This window comes from Intestinibacter sp. (genome assembly GCF_034113885.1).
Classification (GTDB): domain Bacteria; phylum Bacillota; class Clostridia; order Peptostreptococcales; family Peptostreptococcaceae; genus Intestinibacter.
In genome coordinates this window covers 1-12,484 of the sequence record NZ_JAXEWM010000139.1, presented here as the reverse complement: position 1 = coordinate 12,484, position 12,484 = coordinate 1, and the positions used below count along the sequence as shown (strand labels likewise).

Below are 12,484 nucleotides of genomic sequence, written 5' to 3'. Positions count from 1 at the left end.
CTTCTACTCTATTTTGATATAAATCTAAATCTCTACGCTCATTTTCTATTTGTATAATTTTATCAACAATTCTTTTTGTTTCCATTTTTTCAACTCCTTATAACCATCAAAATTTAGTATATTATATACCAAATTCAAACTAAAACCTTTAAAAATCAAAAATATGAGAAGTTCGGAATATTTTTCCGAACTCGCTCTTTCATATATTAGATTAATTTAACTCTTTATTTTTTTTACTTAATTTTTTTTGTTCGAATATATAAGTTCAAACGGGTCGAACATAAAAGTTCATTCCTTTGGTTTTTGGTGCGATTCTTTTGACTCTAAAACCAAGGGGTTCGTTTTTAAAATCAAATAAACTGCCTCCATCTTCAAATAACAATTTTATCTATAATCCATTTTTACATGAAGCAAAAAAAGCAAAAACCACCGAAGTTCGGAATCCACTTCCGAACTTCTCTTTTATATGGTGAGTTTATTTAACTCTTTATTTAACTAACTAAATATTTTTTGTTCGACCATATAAGTCCAAACGGGTTGAACTTTAAAGTTCATTCCCCTCGGTTTTTGGTCAATTAACTTCGGTTTTTGATCCACTACTTCGGATTTCGGTCAATCACATTGCATATATCGATGAATTTTGACAAAACAACTAAACTGCATCATCATCGACTACCTGCTCCTCAATCAAAAGCTTCTCATATTCTTCATCTAAATTATAAAGCGAATAAGTTCCGTTTACCTTCAGCGTGTATCGCTTCAAGATTCCCTTATCCGCCATTTTCTTAAAATGTCTATATATCACAGTTTTTTGTACGTTCAAAATTGGATAGTTATCACAAACTCCACTGTAGTTGACCCAATAATATGTCTCACCAGCTATTTCCTTTTTCACCATGTTTCCTGATTCACTAAATCTAACAAACCATCTTAAAAGCAACAAATCCACAAGATCCAATCCCAGCTCGCAGGCTGCTTCTTGAGAAAATCCATAAAGTACCTTTTGCAAAAAATCGCCTCCCTAGTAAATATATTTACTTATTAATTACATTTTGCGAGGTGGCTTTCCTTCATATTTTCATGATTTATTCAAACAATTGACAAATAAAGTCATGCTATAATTAAATTAGAAGGTATATTACAAATTACAAGGGGGTTTCCTTATGGAATATTTCAACAGCTTATACAACAGACTGGAAGGAAATAATGAAAAACAAATGCAATTATTTTTAATAAGAGAAAATGCAATCAATGAAATACACAATGCCAATGTTCTAGCTCAATTGCATACCAATCCTAGCTTTACAGAAAAATGGACTAAATTAACACCAGAGCAAAGAGTCGTAGAAAAGGTATCAATCGCCAAATCTGTTGGAAAATCACATGTTCCACATACTATGCCCGCACCTAAAACAGATGGCGAGATGGCTTTTATTATACAGGTAAATTACGAACCTGCTTTTAATAATTGTATTTCGCTGTGTATCCAAGGTGGTCTTGAAGAATTGTATAAAAGCCAAATCTATTTAAAAAATAAATCTAAAATTATGGACTACAATATCATAGTGACAAACGCAGCCCAAGTTGATTTATCTAAGTTTAAAGAAAATATACAAATACTCAATTCTGTGTATGATTGTTTTAATATAAAAATTGTAGAAGCCGCAGAAAATAAATCAGATGACGAAACAAATAAACCTGATAATAAAGAAGAAAAAGAACCACCTAAGAAGAAAGGCTTCTTGTCTAAATTTTTTAAAAAATAAACCTTTTTAACATAAAATCAAAACAAGCACCTCAGCAAAACTGCCAAGGTGCTTTTTTAAATTCTATTCCTCTATCCTACTCAAATAAATACCAAATCCACCCGCCAAAATCACGATAATAATGCACACAACTATTTGATAAAAAATAGTGTGTCCTCCAGAATTAAAAATACTAAGCGCATTTACCAAACCGTGGCAAGCTATACATGGATATATATAATTCATCTTCAACACAAACATCGCAAACATAAATCCAATAGCTGCAGCGTATATAATCTGCAAAATCGTAGGCAAAAATTCTGCCCCGTTTAACAGGTGATTAAATACGCAAATTCACCCATTTCTGAAATATTTTCGCAAATGGTAAATACCACTACATAAACAGCTATCCATAAAAGTGACAGTCTTAATTCCTTTTTTTGAGATATTTCTCTCATACAATTATTCTCCCCTCTTTATTTCATTTACTATCCCACAAAAAGTCATCTGCAACAATTTCACAGTATGCTCTTCATTGTATTTCATAGAATTGTTGGCAATCATCGCTGCCATACCATGTACAGTTAAAAATACTGCTGTAAATACTTCCTTAGCTCCTTTTATGTCGATGCCGATTTTGCTTGATATCATTTGGAATATCGGGCTCAATCTTTCGTCATCTACTAGATCGACCAGGCTTTTTGATGAAAATTTATCTGTTTGGAATAAATACTTAAATAGTTCCTTTTCTTCATATGCAAAACGTATATATAAAATTCCTATTTCTAGTATTGGATTTGGTACGATATTATAAAATTAACTATTCTATTTACCCATCCAAACCAAATTATATCTAGTAACTCCATTATCTGCAGTAGTCTCATTATACAGCTTACATCCAAAGTGTTGATATATATCAGCATACTCCTTCATATCAGTATCAAACAATAACGGCACATCTCTCTCCAAAGCCTTCTGTTTTGCAAACTCTACTAATTCTCTAGCTCGCCCTTGACCTTGGCACTCTTTCTTCACGCACACCATGAGTATCTCTAAATGCGTCAATTTAGTATACTTCTTATTTCCATCGCTGATTTGACTTATGTGTTTTAAAAATTTCTTGTTTATTTTATATGGAATTGCAAAAATTAATTTTACTAGCATCTTTAATTGAGGGATCATTGGCTTGCAGTCGCTATAAGCCAATCCTATATAGGCATTTTCGTCATCGCTACTATACAGTGATTTTGATTCATATACGCATTTCACATATATATCCATGTATTTCATGACTAGATCTTTTCTCTCTTCTACTGTTCCAAACTCATGAAATAGCTCATTTGTAACAAATGCCTCACCTATCAAATTTGATATTTCTTTTAACTTTTGTTTAGATATATTTTCAACTAATTTCATATATCTTATCCCTCCTTCTATATTTAAAATTATATACCCTAAAAAACCTAAAAAAAGAGAAAAGTACCCAAGCCAAAGCCCAGATACTTTTCCCATTATATTTATTAAAAAAATAATTTAACCCGCAGAGCCTATACGTTCCACTCAAATTGTCCGTCTTCCTTGATGCTGAAGAAATCAGAATATCCAAGATCAAATACTTTTTCTGCCAAGTTTTCAACTTTAACTTTATTCTTAACAAGCTGTGCATATGGTCCAGCGTAAGATATATCTCCTTGAACTATAAAGCCTGTAAGAACGTCGTCTTTTATAACAGCCTTCTTGTAAGTGTCTCCATATTCATATGTCACTACATCGTAGCTGTCATCTGCTGGTGTAGTAAATCCTAGAGAAACTGTTGGTATTCCCATGAAGTTCATAGTGTTTTTGAATTCGAATCTATCAGTTAGGAATTTTTCTACGCCTGCCATGTTGCTTGCAGCAACTACACCTTGTTTTGTAGCTAGTGGCCAGATTCCTGTTCCTGTTACGTCGCCTGCTGCATAAACGTCTTTTACGTTTGTTTCGCATTTGTCGTTTATTATGATTCCTCTTCCAGCTTCTATTCCTGAGCCTTCTATTAAGGCTATGTTAGGTTTTACACCAGTTGAAACTATTAATAATTCGCAGTCTAGTTTTTCTCCATTTACGTTTACGCCAGATACGTTGCCTTCTTCATCTAGGAAAACTTCTCCTATGTTGCATGATGTAATTATATTTACACCTTTTGCTTTGAATTTATCTGCGTAAACACTTGCTGCTTTTTCATCTAATTGTTTGTCTAATATACGATTTTCCATCATCATTATAGAAATTTCTTCTATGCCATCTATTTCTAATAATCCTGATAGTGCATCTATACCAACTAAACCTCCACCTATTATAGCAACCTTCTTGCAGTGTTTTGCTTTTTCTCTAATTGCTATAGCATCTTCTATGTTTCTAAGAGGGTAGATGTTTTTTCCTTCTCTTATGTTTTTGATAGGAGGAATTGCTGCATTTGCTCCTGATGCTATTAATAATTTGTCGTATTTTTGTTCTTCAGTTTTTCCATCCTTTTCGTATTTTACAGCTTTATTTTCTGTATCTATTGATGTTACTGTTGCTTTTTTTATCCAAGTTGCATTGTTCTTTTCCATGAAATCAGCGTCCACGAAGTTTATACCTTCTACTGTTCTGTGTTCTGATATTACATGGTGTAGCATACAACGAGAATATATATTTTCATCCTTTGATATAACTATTATATTTACACTTTTGTCTAATTTTCTAAGAGTTTTTACTGCATCTACGCCGGCAGCACTTGCACCTATTATTACATAAGTTTTTGGTCCTATTTTAGATGCTGGAACCTCGATTTCATTAGTATCGTCTTTTTTATTAATTCCTAGAATATTCTTTAATTTATCTATCATACTAATCTTCCTCCTCTTGTAATTCTAATGCACCACTTGGGCAGTTATATACACATAGAGGAATTTCTTCTCCTTGGCATAAATCACATTTTACGATTTCTTGTTTAGTTCTGTCATCTGGTTTTAGTATTCCATATGGGCAACTCATGACACACATATAACATGAACCACATTTTTCCTTGTCATATGAAACTATTCCTGTTTCAGGATCCTTTGACATAGCTCCACTCATGCATGTAAGAACACATTCTGGTTCATCACAGTGTCTGCAAGTTAGTGGAACTGGATGGCCTGAGCCATCTAGTTCTATATGATTTCTGCTTTCTGTATCTATACTTTGTAAATCTATGAAATATTTATCTTTATTAACATCAATAAAGCTATCGAATTTATGTTTTTCGCCACAGCTTCTAGTCATGCATGCTATTACACAACTTTTACATCCTGTGCATAAATCTTTATTAATTATTATTCTGCGCATATTTTACCACATCCTTAAAAATTAATTATTTTAAGCCTAAGCCTTTTCTTCTATCCATTATTTCTGCTTCTAATATATCAGCTGATTCTACTGGATCTGGGTTTATTATTACTTTACCGCCAGTGATATCTACTAATCCTTCAGTTAAAATTTGAGCTACTAATGGTCCACCTGTTACGAATGGTGGTAAAGCTAAGTGAAGTGGTAAACCTAAAGCTAAACCGAATGCTCCATCAGCTAATGCTTGTTCTTCTAACCATTGTGGTGCAGAAAGAGCTACTGGTAATTGTGGTATATCTACGCCTAATTCTTTTGCTAATTCACTTACAACTATTTCTATTCTACCTATTGCTAGACATGGACCAAAGTTTAGTACTGGTGGTATGTTTAATTTCTTACATACTGCTTTTAGGTTTTCTCCTGCTAATTCTTCTGCTCCTGGAGACATTAATCCTACGTTTTCAAGTCCACCTGTTGAACATCCTGCTGATAATACTAAGATGTCTTTTTTGATTAATTCTTTAACTAATTCTACTGTATGAACGTCATGTCCACCTGCAGTCATATTAGAGCATCCTACTACACCAACTACACCCTTGATAGTTCCGTCAGCTATTAAATCTATTAATGGTTTCCAAGTTCCACCTAAGAATTCTTTTAGGTTCTTTTCACTTACACCAGTTAAAGATTCTGCATAACCGTGATCTTTAGGTATATCTATAGTTACGTTTCCTCTTCTTGCTTTGTAAGCTTTTACTGCTTCGTCTATTAATTTAGCATCTATTTCATCGAATTTATCTCTATCTAATTGGATTAATTCTGCATTTTTCTTCTTAGCAACATCGTCTAAACATATCATCTTAACTTGTAGTTTGTCAGCTATTGGTTCTAATCCTGGTAAAGTACAGTTAAATTCTGATACTACCATGTCTATAGCTCCTGTAGCTAATACAGCTTCACTTGTGTAGTTGTTTCCAGCGTGTCCTTCAAATACTTCTTTATAATGTTCTCCTCTTAATTGTAAATCTTGACCTACACATGTACATCCTACTAATTTTAGTCCCTTAGCTCCTGCTTCTTGAGCTATTTTTACTACTGCTGGGTCTTTTAGTTTTTCTTGGAAGCTTGCAAATGTTGAATGTTGATGTCCAGTTACCATTATGTTTATGTAGTCTTCATCTATTACTCTGAATCCAACTGGTGCCATTCTTATGATAGGATCTCCTAAAACTATATCATTTAATAGGTTAGTTAAAGTTAATCCATATAAACCAGTAGCGATACCTAATGATAAGCAGTTCATTAACATATCAACTGGGTCTGAGTTTAAGTTTGTAGAAGATTTTACACATCCGTCGAATACTTCTGATTTAGCTCCACCAGGCATGATTCCTAGTTCTTTCCATTTTTCAACTCTCTTTGGATATGCTAGTTTTTCAACTAATTCCATTTTTTCGTATCTTGGTTTGTATAAATCTGCTAATATTGCTTCAGCTATTTTTACACATCTCTTATGTGGATCGTCGTCGAATATTCCTAATTCTTCTCCTAATATATCTAAAGCTTTTTGACTTTTTATAACGCCGTTATTTTCCCCAACATGTTTTACGTTTAAAGCTGTATTTTCAACAACATGTAGATAACAAGCTGCCCCTGCTGATACCGCTCTTAGGAAGTTTCTTGCAACTATTGTATCTGCATCTGCTCCACATATCCCTCTTGGTGATTTTGGAGTAACTCTACAAGGTCCGTTTGAACATAGTCTACAACAGACACCTTGAAGACCGAATCCACATTTTACTTTTTGATCTATAGTTCTTTGGAATGCTGTTTCAAATTCTCCAGCTTTTGATGCTACGAAGCTTTCTAATCTTTTGTCTGCACTTTCACACATTTTACAACTATTACAATTCATATTTTTCTTCCCCCTATTAATTATTTTTATAACAAATCTTTAATTATTTTACCTAAGTCATAAATATGAAATAGATTTTTATTTCATAACTTTTATTTCGCTCAATTTATTTATACCATTTTTTCCCTTTTTTAAACACCCATTTGTTAAATTTTTATTTTATTTTTTAATACTATTTCAATTTAAATTATTATTGTGATATATTGTAAATTTTGCTATAATATAAGTGAAATTAAAAATTCAAAAGGAGGCTTTTAGTATGGCTTATAAAATAACTGACGATTGTGTAGCTTGTGGTTCATGTGCTGATGAATGTCCAAACGACGCTATAACTGCAGGAGATGACAAATACAGTATAAACGCTGACGAATGTTTAGATTGCGGTTCTTGTGCTGATGCTTGTCCAAACGATGCTATAGTAGAAGGCTAATAACCAAGAAACTATCTGAAGTTTCCACTTTGGATAGTTTTTTTCCTAAATAATTTAATTTCAAAATACGACATCGATAAGGAGAAAAATATGGCTTACGTAATAGGTGATGCTTGTATAAGCTGTGGTGCATGCGAATCAGAATGCCCTGTAGAATGTATATCAGCTGGAGACGATAAATATGAAATAAATGCAGATTCTTGCATAGAATGTGGATCTTGTGCTGATGTATGTCCTGTGGAAGCTCCATGTGCTGAATAATAACGGAAATAACTAACTGAAAAAGCCAAATGGATTTATATACTTCCATTTGGCTTTTATATTTTTTCTAATAAATTTAAACTTTTTAAAATGATCCTTAACAAAAAAAGAACTGCTACATAAGCTAATCCCAATAAACTTATGCAACAGTTTTCTCAATTTATATAAATCCCGATTTAATCTTCTTTCATAAGATATGATAAAGTAAATAGGCTTTCTGTCAAATTTACATTTTCAACTATAATGCTTGAAGGTACATCTAAATCCATTGGAGCAAAGTTCCAAATTCCCTTTATTCCAGAGCTAACTAATCTATCAGCTAATTCTTGTGCGCCATTTTTAGGCACACATAAAATAGCTATGTCTATATTATTAGCCTTTACAAAAGATTCTATATCGTCCGAGTCTAAAATTTCAAAATCTCTTATTTTTAATCCTATAATTTTAGGATTAGCATCAAATAACGCTTTTATTTCAAATCCTGCTTTTCTAAATCCTGAATAATTAGCTATAGCCTGTCCTAAGTTTCCTGCTCCTATTAGAATTGCATTGTATGGTCTGTCTAGCCCTAGAATTTTTCCGATTTCTGTATGAAGAGCCTCTATATTGTAGCCATACCCTTGTTGTCCAAATCCGCCGAAATTGTTTAAGTCTTGTCTTATTTGTGATGCTGTGAACCCTATTATATCACTTAATTCCTTTGAAGAAATTCTCTGTACATCGTTATCAAGTAAGTCACCAAGATATCTGTAATATTTTGGTAGTCTTCTGATAACTGCCATTGATATATTCTTACTTGCCATCATCTCACCTCTTTTATTTAATATTTTTATAATAACACAATTAAATAATACCACAACCATTAAATAATACCATATTTTTTAAATAGTTTTATATATCCTTGATTATATTATATCAAAAGTTTATAATTTTAGATAGTTTAAGCAGATAAACTTTAGTTATTAAATTATAAATTATATAAATAAATTTTAAAAAAAATTAAAAAGAAAGGAAAGGTTTAAAACTGATGATCATTTTATCTTGTAATAATTTGAATAAAAGTTTTGGTATAGATTCAATCCTTGAAGATATTAGTTTTACTATAAACGAGGGTGACAAAGTCGGTATCATCGGTGTAAATGGTACTGGAAAAACAACTTTATTTAAAATTATTTCTAATGAGTACGGGTATGATAGTGGTGAAATTTACACTTCTAAAGATTGTGAAATTGGTTATTTGGAACAAAATACCAACTTTTATTCGGAAAACACTATATTGAAGGAGGTTTTAGAAGTATTTAAACCTCTTATAGAAATGGAAGAAAATTTAAGAGAACTTGAAGTTAAAATAGCAGAAGAAGGAAGCAAATCAGATTCTAAAATCTTAAATAAATTAATGGATGAATATTCACATAAAATGGATTTATTTGCGGCTAATAACGGCTACGGGTACAAGTCTGAAGCTAAAGGCGTTCTTATCGGTCTAGGATTTAAAGAAGACGATTTTGACAAACAGGTCAACGTTTTATCTGGGGGAGAAAAAACTAGAGTGCTTTTAGGTAAGCTACTTCTTAAAAAGCCTACTTTATTACTTCTAGACGAACCTACCAACCATCTAGATTCTGAGGCTATCGAGTGGTTGGAGTTCTTCTTAAAGCAATACAAGGGGACTGTTATGCTTATTTCACATGATAGATATTTTCTAGATCAAGTGGTAAATAGGACCTTTGAAATCTACAACAAAAAACTTAAAGCATATAATGGTAATTACTCTGCTTTCATTGAATTATCAAAGGTAGAAAAGGAATTAGAAATAAAAAAATACGAAGACCAACAAAAGGAAATCAAAAAACAAGAGGAATCAATAGAAAGACTTAAGGCTTATGGTCGTGAAAAACACTTAAAGAGAGCTAGAAGTAAGGAAAAAGCTCTTGATAAAGTAGAAGTCCTTGATAAACCAGAGCTATACAGAAAAAAAGCTAAAATATCTTTTGATCCTTCTGTGGTAAGTGGTAACGATGTAATTCAGATAAGAGATATGTCTATGGGCTTTGGCGACAGAATTTTATTTAAAGATTTAAATTTAGACATATACAGAGGCGAAAAGGTCGCTTTAATCGGGCCTAATGGAATAGGTAAATCTACATTATTTAAAATAATAATGGAGGAGCTTACTCCTCTAACTGGTGATGTTAAGCTTGGTACGAATGTAAATGTTTCTTACTTCCACCAAGAGCAAAAAACTCTAAACCTTGATAACTCTATCATAGATGAAATATGGGAGGATAATCCTAACCTAACTCAAACTCAAATCAGAACTATGCTCGGTGCTTTTCTATTTGAAAATGAGGATGTATTTAAGCAAATTTCATCTCTTAGTGGTGGAGAGAGAGCCAGAGTCGCTATATTGAAGCTGATTTTATCTAAGGCGAATTTCCTGCTTCTTGACGAACCTACAAACCACTTGGATATAGACTCTAAGGAGGTTCTAGAAGAGGCTTTAAATAATTACACTGGTACTATATTCACTATTTCGCACGACAGATATTTCTTAAATACAGTAGTCGACAAAATTCTTGTTTTAAACGAAGACGGCGTGACTGAATACCTTGGTAACTACGACTACTACATGGCTAAGAAGAAAGAATCTGAAGAAATAGCAGCAAATGTTGAAGAGGAATCAGAAAAAACTAAAACTCAACTAAAAGAAGAAAAACGTAGAGAACGTGAAGAACGCGAAAAGCAAAAGAAAAATAGAAATAAAATAGCTAATACAGAAAAGGAAATCGAGGAGATTGAAAATAAAATAGGTGAGCTTGATGAACTTCTTTGCTTGGAGGAGGTTTATTCTAACCCTGAGAGATCTAAGGAGGTTAGCTTGGAAAAAGCTGGCTTAGAGGATAGATTATCTGAGCTTTATGAGCTATGGGAAGAGCTTATGTAGTATATAGATTAAAAAAAGTAGGAGCAGACGCCCCTACTTTTTTGTTATAAATATATTTAATTCATTAATTTTTCTACTTCAGATGGATCAAGGCCTGTAGATTTCACTATTGTATCTTTGTCTAAACCTATATTAATCATAGATTTAGCTATTTCAATAGCTTTTTTCTTCTCGCCTTCTTCAATACCCTTTTGAATTCCTTCTTTGATTCCTTTTTTAATACCTTTTCTCTCAGCTTCATTCAATGCACTTACTTTATCCTTTAGGGTTTTAGCTCTCATTTCATACAATTCACGTTGAGTATCATCATTACTCATTCTAATAAGTTCGTCCTTAGCCTGTCTTATTTCATCTACACTCATTTCAATAAACCTTACATTAATTAATATTTATCTTCAAGTTAGGCACAGCATTTAATGACATATCATCAATCTTACCATTTATAAAATTATGATATCCAGCACAGCCTATCATAGCTGCGTTATCTGTACATAATTCTATTCTTGGGTATTTGATTTCTATATCGTATTCCTTCGCCATTTCTGTGATTTTTGCTCTAAGTGCTGAGTTTGCCGCAACTCCGCCTGATAAAGCTATTGTCTTGTAACCCTTTTCGTTGGCAGCTTTTACAGCCTTTGTAGCTAGGACCTCTACTACAGCTTCTTGGAATGACGCTGCTACGTCTTCTACTACGATTTCTTGTTTTTTCATTTTTTGGCTGTTTAGGTAGTTTAACACTGCTGATTTTAGTCCGCTGAAGCTGAAGTCGTATGAATCGTCTAAGTAAGCTCTAGGGAATTCTATCGCGTGTTTGTTTCCTTGTTTTGCTAATTTATCTATAATAGGACCTCCTGGGTATCCAAGTCCCATCGCTCTAGAGATTTTATCGAAAGCCTCACCTGAAGCGTCGTCTCTAGTTCTTCCTAAGATTTCGTAAGTTTGGTAGTCCTTAACTTCTACTAAGTGAGTGTGTCCACCTGAAACTACTAGAGTTATAAATGGTGGTTTTAAATCCTTGTGTTCTATGTAATTTGCGTTTATATGACCTTGCATGTGGTTTACTCCAACTAGTGGAATTCCTAGGGTGAATGCAAGAGCCTTTGCATAAGATAATCCTACTAAAAGTGCCCCAACTAGCCCTGGTCCGTAAGTCACAGCTATGTGGTCGATTTCTTCTGGTTTGATTCCCGCTGTATCTAGCGCTTCTTGGTACACTGCATCGATATTTTCTATGTGTTTTCTAGACGCTACCTCTGGAACTACACCGCCGAACTTTTTATGTAATTCTATTTGAGTTGAAACTATGTTTGCAAGCACTTCTCTACCGTTTTTTAGTATAGCAACTGCTGTCTCGTCACAACTACTTTCTATAGATAAAGTTATAATATCCTTCATTATTTCACCGCCTATTTATTAAAATTCCTTCAATTGATTCCACATAATTATGGCATCCTCTTTATTATCGTTATAATATTCTTTTCTTATTCCTGCCATTTTAAATCCGTATTTTCTATATAAATTTTGTGCAACTGTGTTTGATTTTCTGACCTCTAATGTCATTGAAAAAATGCCTTCTTTCTTGCATAATTCCACCATTTCGTGCACTAATCTATCTCCTATTCTCTGACCTCTATAATCACTGTGAACTGCCACGTTTGTTATATGCCCTTCATCTACTATAAGCCAAATCCCAATATATCCGACAATTTTACCATTCAAATCTGCTACAAGATATCTCGCTAAATTGTTTTTTAGCTCATCCATTAGAGATTTTTTAGACCAAGGATCGGCAAAACAGTCTAGCTCTACCTTGTGAACCTCGTCTATGTCTGTTTTTC

Annotated in this window: 16 protein-coding genes; 4 read left to right on the top strand and 12 right to left on the bottom strand. The window is 33.0% G+C overall.

All coding sequences use genetic code 11. The features are described 5' to 3' along the window. Positions 1 to 652: 652 nt before the first annotated feature. Positions 653 to 1,009, bottom strand: coding sequence for a hypothetical protein (locus tag SPD90_RS08655; RefSeq protein ID WP_320924956.1), 357 nt, complete (start codon positions 1,007 to 1,009; stop codon positions 653 to 655). A 154-nt stretch (positions 1,010 to 1,163) separates the two neighbouring features. Between SPD90_RS08655 and SPD90_RS08650 the strand changes: the two genes are divergently transcribed. After that, positions 1,164 to 1,766, top strand: a complete 603-nt coding sequence (locus tag SPD90_RS08650) for a hypothetical protein (RefSeq protein ID WP_320924955.1) — start codon at positions 1,164 to 1,166, stop codon at positions 1,764 to 1,766. Positions 1,767 to 1,829: 63 nt separating this feature from the next. Here SPD90_RS08650 and SPD90_RS08645 read toward each other — a convergent pair whose 3' ends face one another. From SPD90_RS08645 to cooS, 7 genes are all read right to left on the bottom strand, one after another. After that, entirely contained in the window at positions 1,830 to 2,060 is a 231-nt protein-coding gene (locus tag SPD90_RS08645; protein WP_320924954.1) for a hypothetical protein, read from the bottom strand. Between the two features lie 14 nt (positions 2,061 to 2,074). Then, the gene (locus SPD90_RS08640) at positions 2,075 to 2,203 is read right to left on the bottom strand and encodes a hypothetical protein (RefSeq protein ID WP_320924953.1); all 129 of its coding nucleotides are present in this window, start codon (positions 2,201 to 2,203) and stop codon (positions 2,075 to 2,077) included. Between the two features lie 4 nt (positions 2,204 to 2,207). After that, on the bottom strand, positions 2,208 to 2,396 hold the full coding sequence (locus SPD90_RS08635) for a hypothetical protein (protein WP_320924952.1): 189 nt from the start codon (positions 2,394 to 2,396) through the stop codon (positions 2,208 to 2,210). 174 nt (positions 2,397 to 2,570) lie between these two features. After that, complete coding sequence (locus SPD90_RS08630) at positions 2,571 to 3,161, bottom strand: GNAT family N-acetyltransferase (RefSeq protein ID WP_320924951.1); 591 nt, start codon at positions 3,159 to 3,161, stop codon at positions 2,571 to 2,573. A 131-nt stretch (positions 3,162 to 3,292) separates the two neighbouring features. Beyond that, positions 3,293 to 4,615, bottom strand: coding sequence for an NAD(P)/FAD-dependent oxidoreductase (locus SPD90_RS08625; protein WP_320627298.1), 1,323 nt, complete (start codon positions 4,613 to 4,615; stop codon positions 3,293 to 3,295). 1 nt (position 4,616) lies between these two features. Beyond that, on the bottom strand, positions 4,617 to 5,096 hold the full coding sequence (locus SPD90_RS08620) for a 4Fe-4S dicluster domain-containing protein (RefSeq protein WP_320627299.1): 480 nt from the start codon (positions 5,094 to 5,096) through the stop codon (positions 4,617 to 4,619). Positions 5,097 to 5,121: 25 nt separating this feature from the next. Next, a complete protein-coding gene (cooS, locus tag SPD90_RS08615; RefSeq protein ID WP_320924950.1) occupies positions 5,122 to 7,011 on the bottom strand; it encodes an anaerobic carbon-monoxide dehydrogenase catalytic subunit in 1,890 nt (629 codons plus the stop codon). A gap of 259 nt (positions 7,012 to 7,270) precedes the next feature. Between cooS and SPD90_RS08610 the strand changes: the two genes are divergently transcribed. Next, the gene (locus SPD90_RS08610; RefSeq protein WP_320627301.1) at positions 7,271 to 7,441 is read left to right on the top strand and encodes a DUF362 domain-containing protein; all 171 of its coding nucleotides are present in this window, start codon (positions 7,271 to 7,273) and stop codon (positions 7,439 to 7,441) included. Positions 7,442 to 7,531: 90 nt separating this feature from the next. After that, positions 7,532 to 7,702: a DUF362 domain-containing protein gene (locus SPD90_RS08605; RefSeq protein ID WP_320627302.1), complete on the top strand. Its 171-nt coding sequence runs from the start codon at positions 7,532 to 7,534 to the stop codon at positions 7,700 to 7,702. Positions 7,703 to 7,878: 176 nt separating this feature from the next. Here the strand turns inward: SPD90_RS08605 and SPD90_RS08600 are convergent, their stop codons facing one another. After that, positions 7,879 to 8,505 carry a redox-sensing transcriptional repressor Rex gene (locus SPD90_RS08600; RefSeq protein WP_320924949.1) on the bottom strand — a complete coding sequence of 209 codons (627 nt, stop codon included), beginning with the start codon at positions 8,503 to 8,505 and terminating at the stop codon, positions 7,879 to 7,881. A 224-nt stretch (positions 8,506 to 8,729) separates the two neighbouring features. Here SPD90_RS08600 and abc-f point away from each other — a divergent pair, with 224 nt between their 5' ends. Next, positions 8,730 to 10,646: a ribosomal protection-like ABC-F family protein gene (gene abc-f, locus SPD90_RS08595; RefSeq protein WP_320924948.1), complete on the top strand. Its 1,917-nt coding sequence runs from the start codon at positions 8,730 to 8,732 to the stop codon at positions 10,644 to 10,646. A gap of 56 nt (positions 10,647 to 10,702) precedes the next feature. Here the strand turns inward: abc-f and SPD90_RS08590 are convergent, their stop codons facing one another. From SPD90_RS08590 to rimI, 3 genes are read right to left on the bottom strand one after another with little or no spacing between them, the layout of a single operon-like run. Next, the gene (locus tag SPD90_RS08590; RefSeq protein WP_320624219.1) at positions 10,703 to 11,008 is read right to left on the bottom strand and encodes a hypothetical protein; all 306 of its coding nucleotides are present in this window, start codon (positions 11,006 to 11,008) and stop codon (positions 10,703 to 10,705) included. A 16-nt stretch (positions 11,009 to 11,024) separates the two neighbouring features. Then, positions 11,025 to 12,041 (bottom strand): tRNA (adenosine(37)-N6)-threonylcarbamoyltransferase complex transferase subunit TsaD, encoded by a 1,017-nt coding sequence (gene tsaD / locus SPD90_RS08585; protein WP_320624220.1) that lies wholly within the window; start codon positions 12,039 to 12,041, stop codon positions 11,025 to 11,027. A gap of 18 nt (positions 12,042 to 12,059) precedes the next feature. Continuing rightward, positions 12,060 to 12,473 (bottom strand): ribosomal protein S18-alanine N-acetyltransferase, encoded by a 414-nt coding sequence (gene rimI, locus SPD90_RS08580; protein WP_320924957.1) that lies wholly within the window; start codon positions 12,471 to 12,473, stop codon positions 12,060 to 12,062. Positions 12,474 to 12,484 lie beyond the last annotated feature (11 nt).